The organism is Xylophilus sp. ASV27, assembly GCF_016428875.1.
In the GTDB taxonomy this organism is placed as follows: domain Bacteria; phylum Pseudomonadota; class Gammaproteobacteria; order Burkholderiales; family Burkholderiaceae_C; genus Xylophilus.
Genome location: NZ_JAELTO010000030.1, coordinates 1 through 26,138, shown reverse-complemented (window position 1 = coordinate 26,138; position 26,138 = coordinate 1). Strand labels below are relative to the sequence as shown.

23 protein-coding genes and 1 pseudogene are annotated in these 26,138 nt (G+C 66.3%); 10 read left to right on the top strand and 14 right to left on the bottom strand.

Annotated elements, in window-relative coordinates:
• The first annotated feature begins 6 nt into the window (after positions 1 to 6).
• The 6 genes from JHD63_RS08675 (at position 7) to JHD63_RS08650 (ending at position 6,693) form a co-directional block, all read left to right on the top strand.
• On the top strand, positions 7 to 444 hold the full coding sequence (locus JHD63_RS08675; RefSeq protein WP_198970351.1) for a pilin: 438 nt from the start codon (positions 7 to 9) through the stop codon (positions 442 to 444).
• A 377-nt stretch (positions 445 to 821) separates the two neighbouring features.
• Positions 822 to 1,148, top strand: a complete 327-nt coding sequence (locus JHD63_RS08670; protein ID WP_198970350.1) for a hypothetical protein — start codon at positions 822 to 824, stop codon at positions 1,146 to 1,148.
• A gap of 17 nt (positions 1,149 to 1,165) precedes the next feature.
• Positions 1,166 to 4,165, top strand: a complete 3,000-nt coding sequence (locus JHD63_RS08665) for an O-linked N-acetylglucosamine transferase, SPINDLY family protein (RefSeq protein WP_198970349.1) — start codon at positions 1,166 to 1,168, stop codon at positions 4,163 to 4,165.
• On the top strand, positions 4,165 to 4,962 hold the full coding sequence (locus JHD63_RS08660; RefSeq protein ID WP_198970348.1) for a glycosyltransferase: 798 nt from the start codon (positions 4,165 to 4,167) through the stop codon (positions 4,960 to 4,962). Before JHD63_RS08665 ends, JHD63_RS08660 begins: the two co-directional genes overlap by 1 nt.
• 163 nt (positions 4,963 to 5,125) lie before the next feature.
• Positions 5,126 to 5,809 carry a class I SAM-dependent methyltransferase gene (locus tag JHD63_RS08655; protein WP_198970347.1) on the top strand — a complete coding sequence of 228 codons (684 nt, stop codon included), beginning with the start codon at positions 5,126 to 5,128 and terminating at the stop codon, positions 5,807 to 5,809.
• 299 nt (positions 5,810 to 6,108) lie between these two features.
• A complete protein-coding gene (locus JHD63_RS08650) occupies positions 6,109 to 6,693 on the top strand; it encodes a BPSL1445 family SYLF domain-containing lipoprotein (RefSeq protein WP_198970346.1) in 585 nt (194 codons plus the stop codon).
• A gap of 58 nt (positions 6,694 to 6,751) precedes the next feature.
• Here the strand turns inward: JHD63_RS08650 and moaC are convergent, their stop codons facing one another.
• Entirely contained in the window at positions 6,752 to 7,261 is a 510-nt protein-coding gene (gene moaC / locus JHD63_RS08645) for a cyclic pyranopterin monophosphate synthase MoaC (protein WP_198970345.1), read from the bottom strand.
• 53 nt (positions 7,262 to 7,314) lie between these two features.
• Here moaC and JHD63_RS08640 point away from each other — a divergent pair, with 53 nt between their 5' ends.
• Positions 7,315 to 8,904: a M48 family metalloprotease gene (locus JHD63_RS08640; RefSeq protein WP_198970344.1), complete on the top strand. Its 1,590-nt coding sequence runs from the start codon at positions 7,315 to 7,317 to the stop codon at positions 8,902 to 8,904.
• Here the strand turns inward: JHD63_RS08640 and JHD63_RS08635 are convergent.
• The 3 genes from JHD63_RS08635 to JHD63_RS08625 all read right to left on the bottom strand — a co-directional run bounded on the left by JHD63_RS08635 (position 8,872) and on the right by JHD63_RS08625 (position 10,569).
• Entirely contained in the window at positions 8,872 to 9,225 is a 354-nt protein-coding gene (locus JHD63_RS08635; protein WP_198970343.1) for a phage holin family protein, read from the bottom strand. The two genes, JHD63_RS08640 and JHD63_RS08635, sit on opposite strands and share 33 nt — an antisense overlap.
• Before the next feature lie 88 nt (positions 9,226 to 9,313).
• Positions 9,314 to 9,769, bottom strand: a complete 456-nt coding sequence (locus JHD63_RS08630; RefSeq protein ID WP_198970342.1) for a hypothetical protein — start codon at positions 9,767 to 9,769, stop codon at positions 9,314 to 9,316.
• 56 nt (positions 9,770 to 9,825) lie between these two features.
• Positions 9,826 to 10,569, bottom strand: a complete 744-nt coding sequence (locus tag JHD63_RS08625; protein WP_198970341.1) for a TerC family protein — start codon at positions 10,567 to 10,569, stop codon at positions 9,826 to 9,828.
• 504 nt (positions 10,570 to 11,073) lie between these two features.
• Here JHD63_RS08625 and JHD63_RS08620 point away from each other — a divergent pair.
• Positions 11,074 to 11,526, top strand: a complete 453-nt coding sequence (locus JHD63_RS08620) for a DUF3717 domain-containing protein (protein ID WP_198970340.1) — start codon at positions 11,074 to 11,076, stop codon at positions 11,524 to 11,526.
• 22 nt (positions 11,527 to 11,548) lie between these two features.
• Here the strand turns inward: JHD63_RS08620 and JHD63_RS08615 are convergent, their stop codons facing one another.
• On the bottom strand, positions 11,549 to 12,109 hold the full coding sequence (locus JHD63_RS08615) for a YaeQ family protein (protein ID WP_198970339.1): 561 nt from the start codon (positions 12,107 to 12,109) through the stop codon (positions 11,549 to 11,551).
• A 71-nt stretch (positions 12,110 to 12,180) separates the two neighbouring features.
• Complete coding sequence (gene purB / locus JHD63_RS08610; protein ID WP_198970338.1) at positions 12,181 to 13,587, bottom strand: adenylosuccinate lyase; 1,407 nt, start codon at positions 13,585 to 13,587, stop codon at positions 12,181 to 12,183.
• A gap of 114 nt (positions 13,588 to 13,701) precedes the next feature.
• Here purB and JHD63_RS08605 point away from each other — a divergent pair, with 114 nt between their 5' ends.
• Positions 13,702 to 14,319, top strand: coding sequence for a glutathione S-transferase N-terminal domain-containing protein (locus tag JHD63_RS08605; protein WP_198970337.1), 618 nt, complete (start codon positions 13,702 to 13,704; stop codon positions 14,317 to 14,319).
• A gap of 9 nt (positions 14,320 to 14,328) precedes the next feature.
• Here the strand turns inward: JHD63_RS08605 and JHD63_RS08600 are convergent, their stop codons facing one another.
• The 5 genes from JHD63_RS08600 to JHD63_RS08580 form a co-directional block, all read right to left on the bottom strand.
• The gene (locus JHD63_RS08600; protein ID WP_198970336.1) at positions 14,329 to 15,549 is read right to left on the bottom strand and encodes an SAM-dependent methyltransferase; all 1,221 of its coding nucleotides are present in this window, start codon (positions 15,547 to 15,549) and stop codon (positions 14,329 to 14,331) included.
• 72 nt (positions 15,550 to 15,621) lie between these two features.
• Complete coding sequence (locus JHD63_RS08595) at positions 15,622 to 16,479, bottom strand: UDP-2,3-diacylglucosamine diphosphatase (RefSeq protein ID WP_198970335.1); 858 nt, start codon at positions 16,477 to 16,479, stop codon at positions 15,622 to 15,624.
• Between the two features lie 70 nt (positions 16,480 to 16,549).
• A complete protein-coding gene (locus JHD63_RS08590; protein ID WP_198970334.1) occupies positions 16,550 to 17,344 on the bottom strand; it encodes a DUF1365 domain-containing protein in 795 nt (264 codons plus the stop codon).
• On the bottom strand, positions 17,341 to 18,630 hold the full coding sequence (locus JHD63_RS08585; RefSeq protein WP_198970333.1) for an NAD(P)/FAD-dependent oxidoreductase: 1,290 nt from the start codon (positions 18,628 to 18,630) through the stop codon (positions 17,341 to 17,343). Before JHD63_RS08585 ends, JHD63_RS08590 begins: the two co-directional genes overlap by 4 nt.
• Positions 18,631 to 18,961: 331 nt before the next feature.
• Positions 18,962 to 19,540, bottom strand: coding sequence for a glutathione peroxidase (locus tag JHD63_RS08580; protein ID WP_198970332.1), 579 nt, complete (start codon positions 19,538 to 19,540; stop codon positions 18,962 to 18,964).
• A gap of 185 nt (positions 19,541 to 19,725) precedes the next feature.
• Here JHD63_RS08580 and JHD63_RS08575 point away from each other — a divergent pair, with 185 nt between their 5' ends.
• Positions 19,726 to 20,553, top strand: a complete 828-nt coding sequence (locus JHD63_RS08575; RefSeq protein ID WP_198970331.1) for an acyl-ACP desaturase — start codon at positions 19,726 to 19,728, stop codon at positions 20,551 to 20,553.
• Positions 20,554 to 20,571: 18 nt separating this feature from the next.
• On the opposite strand, the gene JHD63_RS08570 is transcribed toward JHD63_RS08575, so the two are convergent.
• From JHD63_RS08570 to JHD63_RS08560, 3 genes and pseudogenes are all read right to left on the bottom strand, one after another.
• Positions 20,572 to 21,792, bottom strand: a complete 1,221-nt coding sequence (locus tag JHD63_RS08570; protein WP_198970330.1) for an HD-GYP domain-containing protein — start codon at positions 21,790 to 21,792, stop codon at positions 20,572 to 20,574.
• Between the two features lie 179 nt (positions 21,793 to 21,971).
• A complete protein-coding gene (locus JHD63_RS08565; RefSeq protein WP_198970329.1) occupies positions 21,972 to 25,073 on the bottom strand; it encodes an efflux RND transporter permease subunit in 3,102 nt (1,033 codons plus the stop codon).
• A gap of 12 nt (positions 25,074 to 25,085) precedes the next feature.
• Positions 25,086 to 26,069: pseudogene (locus tag JHD63_RS08560) on the bottom strand (efflux RND transporter periplasmic adaptor subunit); the annotation flags it as partial.
• Positions 26,070 to 26,138 lie beyond the last annotated feature (69 nt).

Sequence of the window (26,138 nt, the reverse complement as noted above, 5' to 3'; positions counted from 1 at the left end):
TTTTCCATGAAGCGTTCCATCTCGCGTGGCGTACAGAAGGGTTTTACCCTCATTGAACTGATGATCGTCGTGGCGATCATTGGTATTTTGGCGGCTGTGGCGCTGCCGGCTTATCAGGATTACACGGTGCGTGCCAAGGTTTCAGAACTGGTGTTGGCTGCAAGTTCTGCTCGTACTTGCGTAACTGAGGCGTTTCAGGCAAATGGCGTAGTTCCTGGCGGAATTGGTTCGGACTGTTCTATTGCCGTGGTTGGCAAAGTTTCCGCTGCAAGCGTAGCCTCTGCGGCGAACGGCGCCGTCATCTCCGTAGTCGGTGCTACTTCCGCTCTTGGTAGTCCCTCCGCGGTCACCGTGCAACTCAACGGTACGACCACAAACGGAACGATTACCTGGGTCTGCAGCGGTAGCCCTACCAAGTACCTGCCTTCTTCCTGCCGCGGCTGATGCTGAGAAAGCACTTCACGCGCAGGAATTATCTTATTTAATTAGAGTGGCAGCCTGGCTTCTATCTGGCCAGGTTTTTGCATTGTCGACGTGCCCTTGCTCAGTCTTCGCGAGCGCCTCGATGGTGGCTGCTAAAGGAAACATACCTATCGTAGAACTGATTGGCGTTGCTCAATCGTTCAATTATTCGCAGCCACCGCTTTGTCTGTATATAAGCCACGCTGTTCGCGCCGGTGCTTCGGGGCAGTTATTGTTTGCCACTCTGCGGGCGGGCAATAGAGTTATTGCTTGAGTGTGCTCTTAAATGCCGGGATGCTGGTGACCAAGTTATTGCAAGAGCTTGCACGATACAGAGATAACTATCTACCTCGTTCCAGATGTCCATTTTTCAGAGATTTTACTTCCAGCGCGAAAAGAAGGTGGCTGCCGATCTGGTGGATCATTTCGTCAAAAGCCTGCCTCCCAAGATAATGAGCGAGCGCATTCACACGCTTTCCGCCAACCGGATAACACGTGTGCTTGAACAGGCATTTGGCAAGCTTGCCAAGGATACAGCAACGGGCCGCGGTTTTGTGGGCCGCTCCGTGCTGGCGAACAATTTCCGCTGGGGTTTGAAGGATGCCGGTTATCCCAAGGCATTTATCGATATCGCCGTAGAGGGCCTTATTGTCGAGGCGTCCCGCCGCAGATTTACGCCGCACTGATTTGTTACGTTCTTGCCATGCTGTTGGACTTTGCCAAGCGCCTGTTGCGACGTGCTCCTCGTGTTTTCGAATCTCTTTCTTCTTCGACTCCGGAAATAGAGGCACTGCTCCGAAAAGTGGAGGAACTTTCCAAGGAGCGTCGCCTCCGTGAATCCATCGATGTATGGAAAGCTTATCTCGAGCACCGTCCGCACGACGTGAATGCTCTGAACAACCTGGGGGCTGCGCTGGCAACCATTGGCCAAGAGGATGAGTCCATACGCTATTTCGATCTGGCATATTCGCTCGACGACAGCCATCTGCCATCGATTGCCAACTACGCCAACGTGCTGAAGAGTCGCAACCGTTCCAGCGAGGCAATGGAGTTGCTGGCCCAGGCGCGTATCCAGGCGCCATCGCTGCCTGGAATTCGGGCCAATTACGCCTCTCTGCTTTTCTCGTTTGGTGAGGCGGCCGCGGCCATCGAACACACACTGCACGCTTGGCTGGGTGATTTCGACAGTCCGCGCGGGGGAGATCTCTATCTTTTTACTGCCACGTATGTCGAGCAGGACGAAGTGCGTTTGGCGGCAGAGCACCGGTTTTGGGCCAACACACTTCCTCCCCGCCCGCACGAGACCGGGCCCCCTGCTCCCGCTAAGCCTCCAAGGCTGGCGCTACTACAGCAAGAGCGAAGGCTGAGGGTGGGCTATTGGTCCCCCGATCTGCGTGAACATTCGGTGCGTTATTTCTTCCGGCCGTTGCTGGAAGGACATGACCGTAGTCGGCACGAGATATATATCTACTACGATCACTATGGGCGCGATGAACAGACGGCGTTGATTGAGGCACACGCAGACCGATTCTTCGAGGTCGCGTCGCTGAGCGACGATCATTTGGCCGAGTTGCTGCACGGTCATGGGTTGGATGTGTTAGTCGAGTTGGCAGGGCATACTTCCTCCAACCGCCTTGACATGCTACGCTACCGGTTTGCATCTCTTCAGGTTACAGGACTAGGGTATCCCCCAACCACCGGCCTTGCCAGCATCGATGCCAAGCTGCTGGACCGCCACGTGATGGATTCTAATATGCCGGCGCTCTACAGCGAAGCACCTGCTGTGTTGCCCCAGTCCTTCTGGTGTTTCGATCCAAAGGCTGAAATCGCTCCACCTGTGGCGCCACCTGTATTGGCCAATGGGTACATCACATTTGGATGCTTTGGAAATATTGGCAAGATCTCGACGGAGATCTTGGATTGTTGGGGGCAGGTGCTCGCGCGCGTCCCTGATAGCCGGCTTCTGCTCCGGGCCGTGAATTTTGGAGATCCGCTACGCAAATCGACCTTCGCGCAATTGTTACTTGCTGCAGGCATTCCAGAGGATCGCTTCGATCTTCTGCCGCCAACATCTCCGCGCGATCTGTTCACGGCCTACGACGACATAGATATTGTGCTGGATACCTATCCGTTTAACGGCGGCACGACCACCTGCTTCGCCGCCTATTCTGGCGTACCTGTGGTCTCGCGTAAGGGTAGGGCGCTGGCTTCCCGCATGGGCGAATCGATCCTCAAGAACCTAGGCGCCGAGTCTTGGGTAGTCGATGGCGCGGAGGCCTACGTGGAGCGGGCTGTCCATGGCGCACAGGACATTGATGAACTTTCGCGATTTCGGCGCGAGGCCCGCCAGAGGTTCGAAACGACCTCACTTGGCAACGGACAGATGTTCGCACGCGACGTTGAGGCATTCTATCGAAATTGGCTAGAAAACCCTCCGCCGCCCATTAACGAATCAGCTTCCTACGTCTTGCCGGCGCAAGAGTTGGTGCGCCGTGCCTTGATTACGCTGCGACACGGACAGTTTGCGGCGGCGCGGCGCATCGTGGACTACTGTTTGGCCTTGTACCCGCACTGTGGCGCTGCGCATGTGCTGTGGACGGAACGCTTGACTAGTCAGGGTTGTTTTGGCGACGCTGCAGACTATTTACGGCGGCATCGGCCAAAATTCAACGATGCTGTAGACCAAATAAAAGCCTTAATCAACGAAGCGCGCTTTCTCTTCGTCGATGGCCAATTGGAGGTCGCCCACGGCACCTTAGAGACCCTGTATGCGCGGCAGGATCTCGATCATTCAGCGGTTTGCCAAAGGTATCTACTACATTGCGCCAGTATGGTGCTAAATGCTTCGTTCAATGAAGCCTCGGCTAGCGTTGCCCCTGTGGAAATGTTACCGCGGCATATAGCGGTGTGCATCGTGACGGAAGATGCGTCGGTATTCGAAACGCTATCGCGACGCTTGAGTCAACTTGATCCTCTACCAAGCGCTAACGTGCGCTTCATACATTGCCATTCCAATGAAAAATCACGGATCTACCAGAAAATCGCGCAGGATGGTGATGTTGACATATTGCTATGCGTGCATGCGAATGTCAACTTCTGGCGATCGGATTTTTGGTGGCAATTGAGCACGGCATTAGAGAAGTGCGATATTGTGGGTTGTCATGGAGCCAAAAAATGGGATCGACTGGATTGGCGAACCTGCGCACAAGATGAAAGATGCGGCGGCTATCTAATTCCATCTGGCGAGAAGGCTGGATACTGGGAGGCCTATGCCCTAAGCCGGGATCGCGATGGTGTTGGGGTGGGTTTGGGTGTGGTAGACGGATGCCTGTTAGCTATCGATTTGCATTCCTTGCGTCGCGTCGAAAATCTTGAGTTTGTCGCTGATTTAGAGGAGGCGGGGCCTTTGCTGGAAGAGTATTTCAGCTATTGCGCGGCGCGCGCTGGATTGCGCGTAGGGGCCTGCGCGCGCTTGGGGGTTTCGTTGGATTGGCGTATTCCGCTTAGTGATCGTTATTTGGGCCCGGCGCGCTTGGTAATTGCTGAGGCGCTGAAAATAGACCCATGGCTATTTCCGGATGAAGAAAATAGGCTGTGGTCAGTGTCACTTCCTTCTGCTGAGCAGGCTGCGGCTACCCTGTGCGCCTTTAACGCAGGCGACGTTGCTGATCGTTTCATTATATCGACTAATTCGAGTCACTGATGCGAGCGGGAATTTTTTCCCACCGAATTGCCCATTGCCTTCTAGCTTTGCTGGAAAAGTCTCTAATTGGCAGGGTTTTGACTCAAGCCTATTTTGGTCGTCGTGAGAAGCAAGGTGCCATCTGTTTTGTTGCGGCCACGCGCCTGAGCGAAGTGGAGTTCTGGAAGAAGTCGCTACTGGGCAAGAGGTTGAAAAGCTGGCGTAACATATCGGGTGTCAAGATTCGAATAACTTTCGATAATCACCAGGGCTTGTCGAAGGTTTACAACGAGGCTATCGCCGAAGCGGATGTGTCGGATGTGCTGGTCTTCATCCACGACGATGCCTGGCTGCTGCACGAGGAGGCGTTGACAGATATATGGCGCGCGCTTCGTCGGTTCGATATTGTAGGTATCGCCGGCAACACGCGCAGAGCTCCTCGGCAGTACGCATGGTATTTGCGGCAACTTGCGGAAGGCGGCCCGGTGCTGGATCTACCCCATCTCTCGGGGGCTGTGCACTATGGCGAGGTATTTAAAACCGAGCTACATCAATTTGGCCCCTGGCCTGCTGAATGTGAATTGCTGGACGGTGTGTTAATGGCTGCGCGCGTCGCCGTGTTACGACGTACAGGCCTTCGCTTTGACGAGCGGTTTGATTTCCATTTTTATGACCTGGATTTCTCCAGAACTGCACGTCAGTATGGGCTCAAGATTGGAACTTGGCCTATTCATCTGCTGCACGCGAGTAAAGGTAATCTAGAAGATCCGCGATGGAGATCCAATCTTGAGCGTTATACCGTAAAATGGGGTGATTGAGGTGTGGGTTGGAGTTCTTGTGTTAGCCTGTCGCTTGAAATTCTTAGCCGTTGAGTGCTTAATTTTTGCTATCAATATTTCATTGCAAAAAAGTGCGATTTAAAAATAATAATAACAAGGAAAATGTCGGGGTTATTAATTTTTGTGGGAGATTGATTTCTGCATGAGCGACTATTACAGTAATTTCAATCCTACAATTCTTGAACTCATCGATGCTGAAAATCTCACCTTCTGCGAGTTCGGTTGTGGTGCGGGGGCGCTTGCGCGCGCCATCAAGGAGCGAAATCCTCTTATCCGGTATGCCGGGGTGGACATTGCTGCGACAGAGTTGAGTAAGGCGCAACATATCCTGGATTATTCGATAAATTTGAATATTGACGCTTGTCCATTCTGGGAGGACAGCCCCCAGCTGCTGGCGAGCCGGCCTGCCGAAGGGTTCGATTGCATAATTTTCGGAGATGTGCTCGAACATCTGTATTCGCCGGAGACGGCGGTAGACCAGGCGGCAAGGTGGTTGAGGCCTGGCGGGTCCTTGATTGCATCCATTCCGAACGTTCAGCACTGGAGTGTGTTCCTTCAGCTTGTACGCGGGAGTTGGCCCAGGCAGGATTCCGGCATATTTGATAGGACGCATATTCGGTGGTTCGCGTTGCATGATATGCATGCACTGTTTGACCATCCTTTGCTGTCCGTTGACGCCGTTGTTCCGAGGGTTTTTCAGCAAGAAGAGGGCCGGGAAGTAGCGGAATTCTTGGAGCCGCTGGCCTTGTATCAAGGCGTAGATCCTAAATATTTGTCGGAGGTAATGCTGCCTTTACAGTATGTTTTTCGAGTGAAGCGGATGTGAATCCAGAGTTGCATTTTCGTTTCACTCACTTGCGGGTGAGAAAGATCTGCTGACAGTCTTCACTACTGCGTGCAGTGTTGCGCTGGCAACTTCGCATCGGCACAAGTTGAAATTGAATCCTGCGGCGCAGCACTCAAAGCTTGAGTCCGTGCTTCCTCCCCATCCCGACTTCTCGTAGGCCATCTTCGCTAGTTGCCCAAACCCCCTTGCCGCCGCATTACTATGGCTCCGCAATGCACTGCATACCCCGCGGGCATGCCTGTTTCTCTTTCGCCAGCTCTATCCAGAGGAGTCCATCCATGAAATCCCCCACCTTCCGTTCCCTCGGCCTCATCGCGGCCATGACGGCCTGCAGCCTGGCCTTCGTCGGCTGCACCACCACCCGGCCGGACGACAAGGCCAGCGGCACTTCCGCGCGCACGGCGCTCGATGCGCAGGTGAATGCCTCGCTGTCCAAGCTCTATGACACCGTGCCCGGTTCGCGTGAACTGGTGGCCAAGTCGCGCGGGGTGCTGGTGTTCCCGGCGGTGGTGGGGGCCAGCTTCGGCATCGGGGCGGAGTATGGGCGCGGCGCGCTGCGCGTGGGCGGGCGTACCGAGGCCTACTACAGCACGACGGCCGGCTCGATCGGCTTCCAGGCCGGGGCGCAGTCCAAGGCGGTGATCTACCTGTTCACCACGCAGGATGCGCTGGACAAGTTCCGCAACAGCAGCGGCTGGACGGCGGGCGCGGATGCGACGGTGGCCGTGGCCAACGTGGGCGCCAACGGCAGCGTGGACACCAACACCGTCCAGCAGCCGGTGGTCGGCTTCGTGTTGACCAACGTGGGGCTGGAGGCGGGTGTGTCGCTGCAAGGCGCGAAGATCACGCGCATCCAGCTGTAGACCGCGCCTGTTCCGACTCCCGCACCGAGCCGGTGGCCTTGACGGCCGCCGGCTTTTTTCATGGGGCGGGCGGTTCGCCTGCAGGGGCGAGGTAGCTGCCCGACGTGCCGCCGTGCTTCTCCAGCACCCGCACGTCGGTCATGACCATGCCCCGGTCCACGGCCTTGCACATGTCGTAGATGGTGAGCAGGCCGACCTGCACGGCGGTCAGGGCTTCCATTTCGACGCCGGTGGGGCCGGTCGTTTCCACGGTTGCGGTGCAAATAATGGCGCCAGCCCAGTTTCCATCTGGGCTTTTTGCTGCGAAATCAATAGCGACGCGCGTCAGCGCCAGCGGATGGCACAGTGGGATCAGGTCGCTGGTTTTCTTGGCGGCCTGGATGGCGGCGATGCGGGCCACGCCCAGGACGTCGCCTTTCCTGGCGGTTCCGGACTGGATCAGGGCCAGCGTCCCTGCCTGCATGGTGATGCGGCCGCGGGCAACGGCCACACGGCGGGTGGCGGGCTTGGCGCCGACGTTGACCATGTGGGCCTGGCCTTCGGCATCGAAATGGGTGAGGGGGCTCATGCGTTGGGGTGCGAGGGCGGCGAACATTTCCCCGCGTGGCGCATCATACGGCGATGGCTTTTTTCTCTATCCGCCATGGGCGGCGCGTTCTGTGTTCCGTGCTGGCGCTGCTGCTGGGTCTGGCCCCGGTGCTGTCCCACGCCCAGTTGCCCAGCCTGGGCGACGGCAGCGACATGGGCGCGGGCGCCGAGCGGCGCCTGGGCGACCGGATCGTGCGCGAGCTGTACCGCGACCCGGACTACCTCGACGACCCGGTGCTGGTGGAGTACCTGCAGGGCATCTGGCAGCCGCTGCTGGCGGCGGCGCGCTCGCGTGGCGAGATGAGCGAGGAGCTGCAGGAGCGCTTTGCCTGGGAGCTGCTGCTGGGCCGCGACCGCATGGTCAACGCCTTCGCCCTGCCCGGCGGCTACATGGGCGTGTATGCCGGGCTGATCGCCGTGACCGATTCGCGCGACGAGCTGGCCTCGGTGCTGGCGCACGAACTGAGCCACGTCACGCAGCGCCACATCTCGCGCCTGATTACGCAGCAGAGCCGGACCACGCCGCTGATGCTGGCGGCGATGGTGCTGGGGGCGCTGGCGGCGAGCAAGAGCCCGCAGGCCGCCAACGCGCTGATCGTGGGCGGCACGGCGGTGGCCTCGCAGGTGCAGCTCAATTTCTCCCGCGCCATGGAGCGCGAGGCCGACCGCGTGGGCTACGGCGTGATGACCCAGGCCGGCTTCGACGGGCAGGGCTTTGCGGCGATGTTCGAGAAGCTGCAGCAGGCCTCGCGGCTGAACGACAACGGCGCCTTCCCGTATCTGCGCAGCCACCCGCTGACCACCGAGCGCATCGCCGACATGCGCGCGCGCGTGCCGCTGGCCTCGGGCGGCGCGCCGCAGCGCCAGGAGCGCGGCGCGGCCGCCGCGGCCGACGCTGCCGCGGCCGAAGCCCGCCTGCCCACGGTCACCGTGAGCGCCGCCTTCGGCAGCCTGGAGCATGCGCTGGTCGCCGCGCGCGCGCGGGTCATTTCGCGGCCGGACGTGGACGCGCTGCGCGCCTGGGCGGCGGAACCGGATCAGGGCGGCTTCACCGCGCAGCCGCCGCGCCGCCAGAAGGTGGCGCTGTACGCGGGCGCGCTGGCCCTGCTGCAGCAGCGCGATTTCGAGCGCGCGCGCGCGCAGGCCGCGCGCCTGGCGCCGTTGGTGGCCGACGATGCGCCGGCGGCACGGGGGGTGCGGCTGCTGTCGGCCGAGATCGACCTGCGCGCCGGCATTGGCGCGCGCGCCGCGGCGCTGGTGGTGCAGGGCGCGCCCTCGGGCCGGCCGGAGCTGATCTACTACGCCGAGGCCAGCCAGCACGGCAGCGGCGCGCGCGACGTGGCCGACCGGCTGCAGACCTGGGTCGCCGGCCACCCGCGCGACGCCACGGCGTGGCAACTGCTGGCCGTGGCCTACCGGGCCATCGGCCAGCCGCTGCGCGCGCTGCGCGCCGAGGCCGAGGCGCAGGTCGCGCACCTGGACTGGGCCGGCGCGGTGGACCGCTACAAGGCCGGGCAGGAACTCATGCGCAGGCAGGGCGGCGACTACATCGAGGCGTCCATCATCGACACCCGCCTGCGCGAGGCCGAATCACGCCTTAAGGAAGACGCCGCCGAGCGCTGAGTCGATGATGATGCCCAGCGCCGAATAGATCAGCGAGCCGAGCAGCGCCGCGCCGAAGCCGGTCACGTGAAAGCCCGACAGCAGGCCCGAGGCCGCCCAGAACATCAGCGCGTTGATGACGAACAGGAACAGCCCGAGGGTGAGGACGGTGACCGGCAGCGTCAGCACCACCAGCACCGGCCGCAGCACGGCGTTGAGCAGGCCGATGACGGCGGCGGCGATCAGCGCGGCGGTGAAGTTCTTCACTTCCACGCCGCTGTAGATATAGGCCACCAGCAACAGTGCGGCCGCATGCAGCAGCCATTTGAGGATCAGCTTCATGCGCGGCAGGATAGCACCGCGCATGAAAAAAGGGAGGCCGGCGCAAGCGCCGGGCCTCCCTCGTCTGCGGCTGGCGCGGCGGGCGGCGCTATTCCGCCGCCAGCACCAGCATGGCGCCCATGCCGGCCACGGCGCCGGGCACCGACCAGCGGTTGGGCGAGGCGCTCGGCTGCTCGGCGGTCACCGGCGGCAGGTCCTGGCCGAACTTGGGGCGGCGCGCGTCGAGCACGCGCGCGCCGGGGTGCTCGGCCAGCAGGCGCTCGGTCAGCTCCGGCAGCGGGCCCTTGGCCAGCACCGTGTGGACCGTGTCGCCGCGCGACGCCAGCCAGGGCACGGTCAGGCCGAACAGCTTGTCGGCCCACTTGGCGCGCCAGTTCTCGCGCGCGCTGTGGCTGACCCACTTGCTGATGCGGTGGGTCATGCGTGGCGCGCAGGCCACCACGACCCAGTGGGCGCTCTGTGGATGCGCCGCGCTGCCGCGCAGGGGCGCGAGCTGCTGCTGCGCGTAGGCTGCGTCGTCCACATACACGATGATTTTGTCCATGGCGGCTCCTTCGGGGTGTTGAAACGGGGGCAGAAGAATGGCGTGCTGCATGCTGCTCAGTCCGGCTGGCTGTGGGTCGCGAGCTTGCCGGTGTCCACGGCCTGCGCCTTGGCGCTGGCGCTGCGGCGGGTCCTGAGCCAGCCTGCGCCCAGCACACCGGCTACGGCGAGCGCGCACACGCTCCAGTAGGCGATCTGCTGCGCGGGCGCATCGCCCTTGTAGAACGAGGCCAGCAGCTTCTCGTTGACGATCATCTTGGCGGCCGTGAAGGCCAGCACCGCAGCGCCGAGCTGGATGATGATGGGGAAGCGCTGCACCAGCTTGAGCACCAGGGTGCTGCCGAAGACCACGATCGGGATGCTGATCAAAAGGCCGATCACGACCAGGTCGAACGCGCCGTGCGCGGCGCCGGCCACGCCCAGCACGTTGTCGATGCCCATCAGCGCGTCGGCGATCACGATGGTCTTCATGGCGCCCCAGAAGGTGGTGGCGCCGCCGCTTTCGGCATGGTCGTCGCCGTGGTCCTGGTCGGCCAGAAGCTTGTAGGCGATCCAGAGCAGGCCCAGGCCGCCGACCAGCATCAGGCCGGGCACCTTGAGCAGCCAGACCACGCCCACGGTCATGACCGAGCGCACGACGATGGCGCCGACCGTGCCCCAGACGATGGCCTTGCGCTGCAGGTGCACCGGCAGGCGGCGCGCGGCCAGGGCGATGACGATCGCGTTGTCGCCCGCCAGGACGAGGTCGATCAGGATGATGGCGAGAAGCGCGGAGAACCACGCGGTAGAGAACATTTCCATGAGCACAGGCTCCGAGTTGCGTTTCGATCAACAACCTGGTGCGGGGGCGGCGGAAATGTGCGGAGCGGCGCGCCACGGCGGGGGTGGCGGCAACCGGCATGCTTCGACCGAACCTGCAACAGATTCCAATCGAAGGTCTTGCTCGGCACGGTGTCATGCAGATTTTTATGCCCAGCAAGCCGGAAGTTATGACTTCGTATTGACGACTTGCTGATACCTCCTGCCGCAGTATCCTGTGGATACCTCCCTGTGCGGCAGGAGACGGGAGCTACTCCCCTTCGTGGCGCCATTAGAGCATTGGCAGTGTGTGCGCGGCAAGCGGCGTTACCTGGTTTTCGTAGGATATTTTTCGCCTGGTTTCAAGGGAAATACGACGGAAGCCCAGTTTTTATCCGGGCTTTATGCTATATTTTTCATAGCGGTTACGGCGGCCGCCTGGCCTGGCGCCGGGCGGCGCTATCATCGCCCTCCTTCTCTTGCGCGGCTGCCGCGCGTCCTTGCCGCATGGCCGCCCTGCACATCACCGACATCGAAGCCGCCATCAACCACTGGCGCGCGAAGAAGCCCTCGCCCGACGGCGTCACGCTGGCGCCGGAGGTGCGCGCGCTGGCCGAGGTCTATGCGCTGATGGTGTACTTCCACGAGGACGAGGTGGACGAGCAGGGCTTCCCGCCCGGGGCCTGGGCGGCGTGGCTGGACTGGTACCAGACCACGCCCGACACACCGTGCATCGCGATCTGCTCTACCAGCCAGGGCGACGAGCTGTGCAAGGGCTGTGGCCGAACCTTCGACGAGGTGCAGCGCTGGCCCGCGATGGGCCCGGTCGAGAAGCGCGCGGCCTGGCGCCGCATCACGCGCGAGAGCAGTTCCTGGCGCTTCAACCGCTATGCCGAGCGCGCGGCCGAGGGCGCCGAGGATGCGCAGGCCCGGGCGGCGCCGGTGTTCGGCCCGCGCTGATGCCGGGCGCGGCGCGGCGGTTTCATTTCCAGCGCAGGCACTCCAGGTCGACCGCGCCCTTGTCGCTGCCCAGGGTGAGGACGCCTTCCTGCACGGTGGCCTGCAGCTGCATGCTGCGTTCGGCCAGTTTTGCCAGCGCCTGCGAGGCCTCGCTCGGAACGCGCCAGACCTGCAGCTTGTCCAGGCGCGTGAGCTTGTTCTCGATGCCGCGCCACCATACCTCGGCGGCGTGGTGGAAGGCGTAGACCAGCACCAGGTCGGCCTTGCCGCAGGCCTTGGCCAGCGGCTTGTCCTCGGGCTGGCCGACTTCCACCCACAGGCGCGCGCGGCCGGTGAAGTCGCGCAGGATCAGGTCCGGGTCCTCGGGGCTGGAGAGGCCCGCGCCGAAGGCGAGCGTGCCGTCGCCGCCGACGTCGTCCTGCAGCCGGTGCGCCTGCAGCGCCAGCGCGGCCAGGCGGATCATCATGCGCTCGTCGGTCTCGCTCGGGTGGCGCGCCAGCGTCAGCGCGTGGTCGGCGTAGTAGCCGTGGTCGATGTCGGCAATCGCGACGTTCGCCTTGAAGATGGTGGATTTCAATGCCATGCGGGTTTGCTATTTTTTATATAGCATAAAGCCCAGGTTTTACCTGGGCTTCGGGCCTTTTTTGCTTGAAATCAGGCGCGGCGCGCGAGTTCTGCCGCCTTGCCGGTGTAGCTGGCGGGCGTCAGCGCCAGCAGGCGCTGCTTCTCGGCCTCGGGGATCTCCAGCGAGCGGATCAGCGCGTGCAGGTCCTCGGCGCGCACGGTCTTGCCGCGCGTGACTTCCTTGAGCTTTTCATAGGCGCCCTGCACGCCGAAGCGGCGCATGACGGTCTGGATCGGCTCGGCCAGCACTTCCCAGGAGGCGTCCAGGTCGGCGTCGAGGGCTTCGCGGTTGAGTTCGAGCTTGCCCAGGCCGACGCTCATGGCGTGGTAGGCGAGCTGGCCGTAGCCCAGCGCCGCGCCCATGTTGCGCAGCACGGTGGAGTCGGTCAGGTCGCGCTGCCAGCGGCTGATCGGCAGCTTCTCGGCCAGGTGGCGCAGCAGCGCGTTGGCCAGGCCCAGGTTGCCTTCGGCGTTCTCGAAGTCGATCGGGTTGACCTTGTGCGGCATGGTGGAGGAGCCGATTTCGCCCTCCTTCAGGCGCTGCTTGAAGTAGCCCAGGCTGATGTAGCCCCAGACGTCGCGCGACCAGTCGATCAGGATGGTGTTGAAGCGGGCGATGGCGTCGAACAGCTCGGCCATGTAGTCGTGCGGCTCGATCTGGATGCTGTAGGGCTGGAAGCTCACGCCCAGGCCCAGCGGCTCGGGCGTCTCCACCACCTTGCGGCTGAAGGCCTCCCAGTCGAAGTCGGGCCAGGCCGAGAGGTGCGCGTTGTAGTTGCCCACGGCGCCGTTCATCTTGGCCAGCAGCTGCACGCCGGCGATCTTCTGGCGCGCGGCGGCCAGGCGCACCACGACGTTGGCGATCTCCTTGCCCACGGTGCTCGGGGTGGCGGTCTGGCCGTGGGTGCGCGAGAGCAGCGGCACGTCGGCGTACTGGTGCGCCATCTCGCGCAGCTTGCCGATGATGGCGTCCATGGCCGGCAGCAGCACGTGCTCGCGCGCGGCCTTGAGCTGCACCGCGTGGCTGGTGTTGTTGATGTCCTCGCTGGTGCAGGCGAAGTGCACGAACTCGGCCACGGCGAGCAGCTCGGGGCGCGCCTCGAACTTGCTCTTGATCCAGTACTCGACCGCCTTCACGTCGTGGTTGGTGGTCTTCTCGATCTCCTTGATCGCGATCGCGTCGGCCTCGGAGAAGTTCTTCACCAGGCCCAGCAGGTAGGTGCGCGCGCCGGGCGTCAGCGGCTTGAATTCGGCAAAGCCCGCATCCGACAGCGCGATGAACCAGACCACCTCGACCTGCACCCGGCGGTGCATCAAGCCCTGTTCGCTCATCAGCGGGCGCAGGGCGGACAGGCGGTTGGCGTAGCGGCCGTCCAGCGGCGAGAGGGCGGTGACGGCGGAGGCGGCGGAGGTGGCGGCAGCAGGGGTAGGGCTCATGGGCCGGGATTGTAGGTGGCGGCCCATGGCCCCCGCGCCCGACGGCCAGGCGCCAGGGCGAGCCGATAGAATCTGCCCTCCGCCGCACGCCCGGCCGCTGCCACATCCCTCTGCATGAAACTGATCGGATCCCTCTCCAGCCCCTACGTTCGCAAGGTGCGCGTCGTCATGGCGGAGAAGAAGCTGGACTACCAACTGGTGCAGGAAAACCCGTGGCGCGAGGGCAGCGCCGTGCCGGCCTCCAACCCGCTGGGCAAGGTGCCCTGCCTGGTGATGGAAGGCGGCGAGGCGGTGTTCGACTCGCGCGTCATCGTCGAGTACCTCGACACCCTGTCGCCCGTGGGCAAGCTGATCCCGCCGTCCGGCCGCGAACGTGCCGAGGTCAAGACCTGGGAGGCGCTGGCCGATGGCCTGCTGGACGCGGCCGTGCTCGCGCGCCTGGAGCAGGGCGGCTTTGCCGGCCGCAGCGAGGCCGAGCGCAGCCAGGCCTGGATCGACCGCCAGATGGCCAAGGTGCAGGCCACCCTCAAGGCCATGGCGCAGGGCCTGGGCGACAAGCCGTATTGCAGCGGCATCCACCTGAGCCTGTCGGACGTCGCGGTCGGCTGCGCGCTGCTGTGGCTGGAGTTCCGCTTTCCCGCCATCACCTGGCGCGCGGAGCACCCCAATCTGGCGAAGCTGGTGGACAAGCTGTCGCTGCGCCCGAGCTTCGCGGAAACGAAACCCGAGTAGCCGCCGCCGCTACGGCCTGAGCAGCGTGTACTGGACCAGGTCGGTGCTGCCTTGCGCGAAGGCGGCTTCGCAGTAGGCCAGGTAGAACTCCCAGGTGCGCAGGAAGCGTTCGTCGAAGCCCAGTTGCAGCACCTGCGCATGCGCGGCGACGAAGCTCTCGCGCCAGCGCCTGAGCGTCTCGGCGTAGTCCTGGCCGAAGGCGAACTCGTCCACCACGCGCAGGCCCGCGGCCTCGGCCGCACGGCGGAACTCGCGCGGGCAGGGCAGGCAGCCGCCGGGGAAGATGTACTGCTGGATGAAGTCGGTGGAGCGCATGTAGCGCTCGAACAGCGCGTCGTCGATCACGATGCTCTGGATGCAGGCGCGGCCGCCGGGCTTGAGCAGGCGGGCGATGGCGCCGAAGTACGCCGGCCAGTAGGCGCGCCCCACGGCCTCGACCATCTCGATGGAGCACACGGCGTCATACGGGCCGTCGTCGATGTCGCGGTAGTCCTGCAGCCGCAGCTCGACCTGCCCGGCCACGCCGGCCTGCTCCATGCGGCGCCGCGCGAAGGCGAGCTGCTCGGTGGACAGGGTCACGCCGGTCAGGCGGGCGCCGAAGCCGGTGGCGGCCTTCTCGGCCAGCGCGCCCCAGCCGCAGCCGATCTCCAGCACCCGGTCGCCGGGCTGCACCTGCGCCATGCGCAGCGCGCGCTCCACCTTGGCGTGCTGGGCCTCGCGCATCGGCCGCGTGCGGTCGCCCTCGAACCAGGCGGACGAGTAGTTCATCGTGCCGTCGAGCCAGAGTTCATAGAAGGCATTGCCCAGGTCATAGTGGGCGTGCACGTTCCTGCGGCTGTTGGCCTTGGAGTTGTGGTGCAGCAGGTGGCGTATCCGGTAGAACAGGCGCCCGGCCCAGCTGCCGTAGATCATGTCCTCGACTTCGCGCCGGTTGGCCAGCAGCAGCTCAAGCAGCGCCCCCAGGTGGGGCGTGGTCCAGTCGCCGGCGATGTAGCCCTCGGCGAAGCCGATGTCGCCGCGCGCCAGGCTGGCGGCGCAGACGTCCCAGCGGTGCAGCGTCAGCGCGGCATGCGGCCGGCCGTCGGCCCGGCCGAACTGGCGCATGCTGCCGTCGGGAAGCTGCACCGTGAGCTGGCCGTGCGCCAGCCGCTGCAGCAGGGTGAGAACGGTGCGGGCGGCGGCGGGGGCGCCGTCGGGCAGGGAGTGCGTGGAGGTGGTGGCGGAACCCATCGTGCAGCACTATACGCAGCCAGGCGGCCGGTGGTTTCGGTAGTTTGCCGGGGGCTGCGCCGGCCCTGCGGCCTATGCCTGGGTGGTTTCCAGCAGCGACGTGGCCGCGGGCCGGCGCGCCGATGGCGACCAGTCCAGGATTTCCAGCCGGCCGTCGGCGTGCTCGGCCAGCGCGGTCAGGCTCTCGACCCAGTCGCCGTCGTTGGCGTAGAGGATGCCGTCGATCATGCGCATCTCCGCATGGTGGATGTGGCCGCAGACCACGCCCTGCACGCCGCGGCGCCGGGCTTCGCGCGCCACGGCCGCCTCGAAGTCGCCGACATAGCTCACCGCGCGCTTGACCTTGCCCTTGAGGTACTTGGAGAGCGACCAGTAGGGCAGGCCCAGCCGCGCGCGCAGCGAATTCAGGTGGCGGTTCAGGCGCAGCGTGAATTCGTAGAGGGAGTCGCCCACGTGTGCCAGCCACTTGGCGCACTGGATCACGCCGTCGAACAGGTCGCCGTGGATGATCCAGAGCCTGCGGCCGTCGGCCGTCTCGTGGATCCAGTCTTCCGCTACCTCGATGCCGCCGAAATTGTGCTGCAGGTAGCGGCGCGCGAATTCGTCGTGATTGCCCGGGATGAAGATCACCCGCGTGCCCTTGCGCGCCTTGCGCAGCAGCTTCTGGACCACGTCGTTGTGCGCCTGCGGCCAGTACCAGTGCCGGCGCAGTTGCCAGCCGTCGATGATGTCGCCGACCAGGAACAGGGTCTCGCATTCGGTGCGGCGCAGGAAGTCGAGCAGCGCCTGCGCCTGGCAGCCGGGCGTGCCCAGGTGCAGGTCCGATATCCAGAGCGTGCGGTAGTGCCGTGCGCCGGCCTCGGCCGGCTCGCCGGGCAGGCGCGCCGCAGCGTCGGTCCAGGCGCGCCAGAGGGCTTCTTCGCGTTGCATGGCCCGATGCTGCTGGGCCCGCATGACCACGGCGCGGCAGCGCCGTGAAGTTTGTGTGACGCGCAGCGACTCAGCGCGACACCGGGGCGTCGGGCGGCGCCGGCTTGCGGAAGAAGTCCACGCGCTTGCACCACAGGCGCAACGCCTGCCAGTGGATGCGCGCGACCACGCCCAGGGTCATCGCCGGATAGCGCCAGAGCGCGCGGCGCTGGCTGGCGCGGGTCAGGGGTTCGAGCTGGCCGCTGACGCTGGTGCGCAGCAGCGGGCCCTCGGCATCGTCGTGGTCCACGCGGGCCACGGTGTGCTCCCGGGCGCCGTGGCGGGCGCGCAGGAAGCGGAACCGGTAGCCGCCCTCGACCCGGCAGAAGGGCGAGACGTGGAAGCACTTGGCCGCGCGCAGTTCGGCGCCCCAGGCCGGTTGGTCGAGCAGGTAGCAGTGGCGTTCGCCGAAGGTGTTGTTGACCTCCACCACGATGGCGCGCAGCCCGCCGTCGGCGCGGTGGCAGTACCAGAAGCTGACCGGCTTGAAGGTGAAGCCGAGCACGCGCGGGTAGCAGTGCAGCCAGACCTCGCCCTGGGCGTCGTCGATGCCCTCGGCCGCCAGCAGCTCGTCCAGCCAGGCCAGCGCGCCGCCTTGGGCCGGGCCGCGGCCGTCGCCATGGTCGCGGTCGTGAAAGCCCAGCGCGCCGCGCCGGTTCCACGCCAGCGGGCCGGCGGCCGCCGGGTCGCGCCGCAGCGTGCGCATGGGCAGCAGCAGGAAGTAGGTCGGGTAGGCAAAGGCGTTGACCGTCGGCCGCAGCCGGCGGTGCCGCACCTGGCCGAAGCCGATCAGCGCGCGTGCCGGGCCGTCCGACGGAGTGCTCATGCGCAGCCGCCGTCCTGCAGCAGCCGCTGCGCCGCAGCCAGTCCGGCCGCGAGGCCGTCTTCGTGGAAGCCGTAGCCGGCCCAGGCGCCGGCGAAGTAGCTGTGCTGCCGGCCCTGCAGCCCGGCGAGGCCCGCCTGCGCCCGGAGGGCGGCGGCGTCGAAGACCGGGTGGGCGTAGTCGATGGTGGCCATCACCCGGCTACGCGCGGGTTCGCGCAGCGGATTGAGCGAGACGAGCACCGGCTGGCGCCAGGGCAGCGGCTGCAGCCGGTTGAGCAGGTAGTGCAGGCATACCTGGCGTGAAGCCGGGCCGGTGCCGGCCGCCTCGTAGTTCCACGCGGCCCAGGCGATGCGGCGCCGCGGCAGCAGTTGGGTATCGGTATGCAGTACCGCGCGGTTGGCCTGGTAGCGGATCGCGCCGAGAGTGGCGGCTTCGGCGGGCGTGGGCGCCGCCAGCAGCGCCAGGGCCTGGTCGCTGTGGGTGGCGATCAGCACCTTGTCGAAGCGCTCGGTGCCGGCGGCGGTCACCACGCCCACCCCGGCGTCGTCGCGCTCGACCCGCAGCACCGGCGTGGCCGCGCGCGCGTCGGCCAACTGCGCGACGATCTTGCGCACGTAGTGCCGCGAGCCGCCGGCCACGGTGTACCACTGCGGCCGCCCGCTGATCTGCAGCAGCCCGTGGTTGTGGCAGAAGCGCACCATGGTGGCCACCGGAAAGCGCAGCATCTGGTCGGTCGGGCAGCTCCAGATGCAGCCCAGCATGGGCAGCAGGTACCAGTCGCGGAAGGCTTCGCCAAAGTGCTGCTCGCGCAACCAGTCGCCCAGCGGCAGGGCGGCCAGGGCGTCGGCGCTGCCGTGCTGCGCCAGCCGCGTCGCCAGCGTGTTGAATCTCAGCAGGTCGCGCAGCATGCCCAGGAAGGCCGGGCGCAGCAGGTTGCGCGGCTGGGCGAAGACGCTGGCCAGGCTGGTGCCGCTCCACTCCAGCGGCGCGTTGCCGGGACCGCCGGGCGCCTGCACCGAGAACGACATTTCCGCCTTGGCGGTCGCCACGCCGAGTTCGCCGAAGAGGCGGATCAACTGCGGATAGGTGCGCTCGTTGTAGACCAGGAAGCCGGTATCCACGCCATGTGTCAGCGGCCCGTCGGGGCCGGGCAGCGTGACGTCCACGGTGTGCGCATGGCCGCCGAAGCTGGGCGCCGCCTCGAACAGCGTGACCCGGGCCGCGTTGCGCAGCGCATGGGCCGCGCCCAGGCCGGTGATGCCGGCGCCGATCACGGCGACCCTCACCGGGCGTACCCGATGCGGGTGGGGGGAAGGGAATGGCCCCGGCCGGCGCGCCGGGCCGGGGGGGCGGAAGACAAAATTGCTGCGAAGCGCCCCGACACGAAGGAGGGAGGGAGGGAGGAGGAGAGTCGCCTCGGGATTGCATCCGGTTCACGAGGAACCGAAAGACTTCGCAGCAAGAAAACGGTCGTCGGAGAGCACCTGGGCTCACCGGTGCTGGTTAGGAGCGGACGTGCCCAATAGCAGTTCCGCGCCAGGAACGCCATCGGGGTAAACCTTTGTAACCGCGGCGGCTCTCCAGCACTTGGCATTGAAGTGGACACGATCCGGGCGCTCACGGTGTTCCCAGTTGTTTCTCGAGTTCGCGCAGGAAGCTCTTGTTGTCGGGCGAGGTCATGCTGGAGTAGCTGTCCACCACCCGGCCGTCGCGGCTGATCAGGTATTTGTAGAAGTTCCACTTCGGCGTCGTGCCGCTCTCCGCCGCCAACTGCTTGAACAGCGGGTTGGCGTCCGGGCCGCGCACCGAGGATTTGACGAACATCGGGAACTTCACGCCGAAGGTGCTTTCGCAGAAGTCGGCGATCTCCTTGTTCGAGCCCGACTCCTGGGAGAAGTCGTTGGACGGAAATCCCAGCACCACCAGGCCGCGTTCGCGGTACCTGGCGTGCAGCGCCTCCAGCCCCTTGTACTGCGGGGTGAAGCCGCAGAAGCTCGCGGTATTCACCACCAGCAGCACCTTGCCGGCGTACTGGCAGAGCGACTGCGGCTTCTCGTCCTGCAGCCGCAGGAAGGTGTGCTGCAGCGTGGGCGGGCAGGCGCCGGTCTCGGGCGCTGCCGCCAGCGCCGGCCGGGCAAGGCCCAGCAATGCGGCGATGGCCAGAGCGGGCACAAGGAATACGGTGGAGGTGCGCATGGTGCTTGTCATGGTATTGCCAATCCGGCGTCGTGCACACAGTACGTCCCAATCCTTTTCCTGGATGCGCGAAGGGCTGCATCCGGTTCCGGCTGTCACACGCATGGCCTTGAAAACCTTGATGATTTGAGGCATGCCCCCTGATGGGCAACGCTTAAGATTCAGGCAACCTGCAAGGATTTCCAATGCTGTACCCAGAACTCTTCAAGCAACTCGAATCGGTCCGCTGGGACATGGACCGGGACATTCCCTGGGACCGCTTCGACGCCTCGCGGCTCACCGACGAGCAGGCGCAGACGGTGAAGATGAACGCCATCACCGAATGGGCGGCGCTGCCCGCCACCGAGATGTTCCTGCGCGACAACCGCGACGACAGCGACTTCTCGGCCTTCATGTCGATCTGGTTCTTCGAGGAGCAGAAGCACTCGCTGGTGCTGATGGAGTATCTGCGCCGCTTCCGGCCGGAGCTGGTGCCGACCGAGCAGGAACTGCACGAGATCCGCTTCGACTTCGACCCGGCGCCGCCGCTGGAGACGCTGATGCTGCACTTCTGCGGCGAGATCCGCCTGAACCACTGGTACCGCCGCGCCGCCGAGTGGCATACCGAGCCGGTGATCAAGCACATCTACACCACGCTGTCCCAGGACGAGGCGCGCCACGGCGGCGCCTACCTGCGTTACATGAAGCGCGCCATCGGCAAGTTCGGCAACGAGGCCAGGGCGGCGTTCAGCAAAGTGGGCGTGCTCATGGCCAGCGCGCGCCGCACCGCCCAGGCGCTGCACCCGACCAACCTTCACGTGAACAAGGCGCTGTTTCCGCGCGACACCATCCAGAGCCGCCTGCCCAACCCGCAATGGCTGGAGCACTGGCTCGACACCCAGATCAAGTTCGACGCCGTCTGGGAGGGCAAGGTCGGCGAGCGCATCCTGCACAACCTCAGCCTGCTGCTCGAGCGCAGCTTCAAGACGGTGCAGGAACTCAACCGCTACCGCAAGGAACTGGCGGCAGCGTAGTGCCCCGCCGCAGCGGGTTCACACCAACGCGAGCATCTTGTCCAGCGGCAGCTTCACCTTGACCTCGTGGTGGGGTACGCCGGCCGCGATCTTGAACGCGGACTGGCTGGTGTCGCGCACCACCGGTTCTCCGGCCGGCAGGCCCTGGCGGTTGAGCACCACGGCGACGCGCGGCGAGGTGCCGTTGCGGCCGCGCCGCAGCACCACGGCCGTCTCGTTGCTGGCCAGCCGGACGAAGCAGCCCGGGGGATAGACGCCGAGTGCGGCGATCAGCGCCGCGCCGGCTTCGTCCACCCGTTGCTCCTGGTCGTAGTAGCTGCCGCGCAGGGCCATCGCCGCGCCCATGGCCTTGCGCGAGACGCGCGGCGACAGCCGGGCGGTGAAGATGTCGGCGCGCTCGACCAGCCGCGCGATGCGCCCGGCCGGCGTCATCTGCGCCAGCGCGCCGGTGGGCGGGGCGTGGTGCAGGCGCACCGCCTCCAGCCACAGCGGGTCGAACACGCCCAGGCGCTCCAGCAGCGCGGCCGAGGCGTCGGCATGCACCGCGATGGCCGCCATCTGCGCCGCCTGGGGCCGCCCGGGCTGCAGGGCCAGGATGTCCTGCAGTTCGGTCATCGCGATGTTCATGGTCAGCGCCACCCGGCCCAGCGTCTCGCACGTGGGCGCGTCCCAGCGCAGGATGTCGCGCGCGGCCATGGTGCAGACCACGGCGACCAGCAGCCCGTGCGTGGCGCTGTACATATTCAGTTCGCGGGCGGCGAAATGCACCAGGGTGAACAGCGTGGCGTCGGGCTGGCGGCGCGCCTGCGCGTCGAGGTCCGCATGCACGCGCTGCAGGCGGGCCATGAAGTCATGCGCCTTGGGCGCGCGCAGCAGCGCGGTGGCGCGGAGCTGCAGTTCGTGCCAGTCGGTCTTTTCTGCGCGTGCCGCGCCCTCGGTGCGCGCCCGTGGCTCGGACAGCGGCACGTCGGCGCTGACGCGCGCGGAGGCGATCTGGCCGATGGTCTGGTCGGTGCGCAGAAGCCGGTCGAGCTGACCCATGAAGGCGCGCTGGTACTCGGGCGATTCGTCGATGTCCACGTACAGGCTGGCGCCCCCTTCCAGCAGTTGGTCGAGCTGGCTGCGCGAATCCAGGACCATGCCGCGGGCCGCGAGCAGCGTGCCGGTGGCGGTGCGCAGCGAGAAAGGCAGCGGCTGGCCGAGGCGCAGCGTGTCGGGCTTGAGCGGTACCAGATTCATGGCGCGGCCATTATTGCGCGGCGCAGGCTCGCAAGCGCTTGGCGTCGTAATGTGTGGTACGGGGTGGCAAGCACAGGAAGGACCTCAGAGCCTGGCTGAAAGTCGACCAGGGAATCGCCCCGGTGAATCGATGAAAAAAGGCCTGAAGCCAAGAGTGCACCTTGGCATGTAGCTATACTTTATGTAGCATCAAGAGGTTTCGCGCGGGCTGCCGGCTGCGGCGCGGCCGGCCTGCCGCGCCGCAACTGCCGCACCAGCCACTGCTCCAGGTCGTCGACGTAGGTGAACACCGCCGGGATCACCAGCAGGCTCAGCACGGTGGAGGTGATCAGCCCGCCGATCACTGCCACGGCCATCGGCGAGCGGAAGCTCGGGTCGGCCGCGCCGAAGCCGGTGGCGATCGGCAGCATGCCCGCGCCCATGGCGATGGTGGTCATGACGATCGGGCGCGCGCGCTTGTGGCAGGCGTCGAGCAGCGCCTCGGTGCGGCCCATGCCGTGCTCGCGCCGCGCCAGGATCGCGTATTCCACCAGCAGGATGGAATTCTTGGTGGCGATGCCCATGAGCATGATCAGCCCGATCAGCGAGGGCATCGAGAAGCTCTTCTGCGCGATCAGCAGGCCCACGAAGGCGCCGCCCAGCGACAGCGGCAGCGCCGCCAGGATCGTGACCGGGTGCAGGAAGTCCTTGAACAGCAGCACCAGCACGATGTAGATGCACAGCACGCCGGTGAGCATGGCCAGGCCGAAGCTCGCGAACAGCTCGCCCATCACCTCGGCGTCGCCGACCTCGGTCACGCGCACGCCGGGCGGCAGGTTCTTCACGGCCGGCAGGTCCTTCACCCGCTTGGCCACGTCGCCCAGTTGCTGGCCGGCCAGCTCGACGTCGAAGTTGACGTTGCGCGCGCGGTCGTAGCGGGTGATGACGGCCGGGCCGCCGGCCACCTCCAGCGTGGCGACGTCGCCCAGCATCACCGGGCCGCGCGTGCCGGGCACGGCCAGGCGGCGCAGGGTGTCCAGGTTCTCGCGCGCGGCGTCGTCCAGGCGCACCACGATCGGCACCTGGCGCTGCGCCAGGTTGAGCTTGGGCAGCGCCACGTCGTAGTCGCCCACGGTGGCTACGCGCAGGGTCTCGCCGATGGCCGCGCTGGTCACGCCCAGGTCGGCCGCGCGCGCGAAGTCCGGGCGCACCGCGATCTCGGGGCGCACCAGGCTGGCGCTGGAGGCGATGTTGCCCAGGCCGGGGAGGGTGCGCAGGTCGCGCTCCACGGCGCGCGCGGCCGGCAGCAGCGCCTGCGGGTCGTCGCCGGAGAGCACCAGCACGTACTTGTCGCCGCTGCCGCCCAGGCCGACCTTGATGCGCACGCCGGGCAGCGTCTCCAGCGCGGTGCGGATGGCGGCCTCGATGCCCTGCTTGCGCGGCCGTTCGCCGCGCCGGTCCAGTTGCAGCGTGAGCGTGGCGCGGCGCGGCTCGGGCGCCGCGCTGCCGGCGAACGGGTCGCTGCCCGCGCTGCCGCCGCCGATGGTGGTGTAGACGCTGCGCACGTGCGGCACCCGCATCAGCCGGCGGCGCGCCTCCTCGGCGCTGGCCGTGGTCTCGGCCAGCGTGCTGCCGGGGGGCAGCTCCAGGTAGACCTGGGTCTGCGAGTTGTCGTCGGGCGGAATGAAGCCGGTGGGCAGCAGCGGGATCAGCGCGATCGAGCCGAAGAAGAACAGCGTGGCCAGCGCCATGGTCGCCAGCCGGTGGCGCAGGCTCCAGGCGGCGCAGCGCAGGTACAGCCGCATCCAGCGCGGCTCGCGCTCGGCGCCGGCGACCGGCTTGAGCAGGTAGGCCGCCATCATCGGCGTGAGCATCCGCGCCACCACCAGCGAGGCGAACACCGCCAGCGCCGCGGTCCAGCCGAACTGCTTGAAGAAGCGCCCGGCGATGCCGCTCATGAAGGCCGTGGGCAGGAACACCGCGATCAGCGTGAAGGTGGTGGCGACCACCGCCAGCCCGATCTCGTCGGCCGCCTCCATCGCGGCCTGGTAGGGCGTCTTGCCCATGCGCAGGTGGCGCACGATGTTCTCCACCTCGACGATCGCGTCGTCCACCAGGATGCCGACCACCAGCGACAGCGCCAGCAGGGTGATCACGTTGACCGAGAAGCCCAGCAGAAACATGCCGATGAAGGCCGGGATCACCGACAGCGGCAGCGCCACGGCCGAGACGAAGGTGGCGCGCCAGTCGCGCAGGAACAGCCACACCACCACCACCGCGAGGATGGCGCCCTCGTACAGCAGGTGCAGCGAGCCCGCGTATTCCTCGGCCACCGGCTGCACGAAGTTGAAGGCCTCGGTCAGCGCGATGTCGGGGTGCTGCGCCTTCAGTTCGGCCAGCGCCTTGTGCACGCCCGCGCCGACCTCGATCTCGCTCGCGCCGCGGCTGCGCGCGACCTCGAAGCCCACCACCGGCTTGCCGTCGAGCAGCGCGGCGGCGCGCTTCTCGGCCACGGTGTCGGTCACGCTGGCGAGGTCGGCCAGGCGCACCCGGCGTCCGCCGATGGAGAGCTGCAGGTTGCCCAGTTCCTCGGCCGAGCGCACCGTGGCCAGCGTGCGCACCGGCTGCTCGCTCTGGCCCAGGTTGGCGCGGCCCCCGGCGTTCTCGTTCTGCACTTGGCGCAACTGGCGCGAGACCTCGGCCGCGGTCGCGCCCAGCGCCTGCATGCGCTGCGGGTCGAGCGCCACGCGCACCTCGCGCTGCACCCCGCCCACCCGGTTGACCGCGCCCACGCCCGGCACCGCGAGCAGCCGGCGCGCCAGCGTGTCGTCCACGAACCAGGACAGACCTTCCTCGTCCAGCTCGCTGGACTGGATGGCGAAGGCCAGCATCGGCGCGCCGGCCAGGTCGACCTTGGTGATGATCGGGTCGCGCAGGTCGGCCGGCATGTCCGCGCGCACGCGGTTGACCGCCGAGCGCACGTCGTCCACCGCTTCCTGCACCGGCTTCTCCAGGCGGAATTCGGCCGTGATGGTGGCCGAGCCGTCCTGCAGCGTGCTGTGGATGTGCTTCAGGCCCTGCACCGTGGCGATCGAGTTCTCGATCTTGCGCGCCACGTCGGTCTCCAGTTGCCCCGGCGCGGCGCCCGGCAGCAGCGCGGTGACCGTGACCATGGGCAGGTCCATGTCGGGAAAGTTCTGCACCTTCATCGCGTTGAAGGACAGCGCGCCGGCAAAGCTCAGCAGCACGAACAGCATCACCGCCGGAATCGGGTTGCGGATCGACCAGGACGAGACATTCATGTCGAATGCTCCTTATTTCGTAGCTGCAAGCCCAGGTAAATCCTGGGCTTGAGGCGGTTTTTGTGCAGAACCGTCGGCAGCCGGCACCACGCGCACGAGATCGCGGTCGTTGAGAAAGCCCGCGCCCTGCGCCACCACCGCCTCGCCGGGCTGCAGGCCGCCGGTGATCTCCACCTGGTTGCCCACGCGCCGGCCGGTCTGCACCTTGCGCTGGGCCACGCGCCGCTCGCCGGCCGGGCCCTCGGGCGGGCCGGGCACGAAGACGTAGCTGAAGGCCTCGCGCACCACCACGGCCTGCTGCGGCACGGTCAGCGCCGGGCTGCTGCCGAGCAGGAACTCGCCGCGGGCGAACATGCCCGCCTTGGCCGGCAGGCCATTGCCGGCCGTCGCCGGCAGATCGACGTAGACCAGCCCGTTGCGCGTCTGCGGATCGACCGTGGGGCCGACCATGCGCACCTTGCCTTCGAGTTGGGCGCCGCTGGCCGCCGTGACCTCGACCCGGGCGCCGGGCTGGATGCGGCCCAGCTCGGCCGAGGTCACCTCGGCGCGCCACTCCAGGCGGCCGCGCCGCACCATGCGAAACAGCTCGGTGCCGGCGCCGAGCACCGCGCCCACGGTGGCGCTGCGCGCGGAGATCACGCCGCTGTCGGGCGCGCGCACCTCGGTGAAGCCCAATTGCAGCCGCTGCGCGTCATAGCTGGCGCGCGCGGCGGCCACGCGCGCGTCGGCGGTCTGGGCGCTGGTCTGGTACTGCGCGATCTGGGCCGCGCTGAGCGCGCCGGTGGTCGCCAGCGTGCGCGCGCGCTCGGCGTTGGCATGCGCCTCGGCGGCGTTGGCCTCGGCCTCCAGCAGGCTGGCGCGGGCCTGGGCCAGCGCGGCCTTGACCGTCTCCGGCGCGAAGGTGGCCAGCACCTGGCCGGCCTGGACCACGTCGCCCACGTTCACCCGCACTTCGGCCAGGCGCAGGCCGTTGACCTGCGCGCCGATGCCTGTCTCTTATACACATCTAAAAAAGGGGGGGGGGGGGGGGGGGGGGGGGGGGGGGGGGGGGGGGGGGGGGGGGGG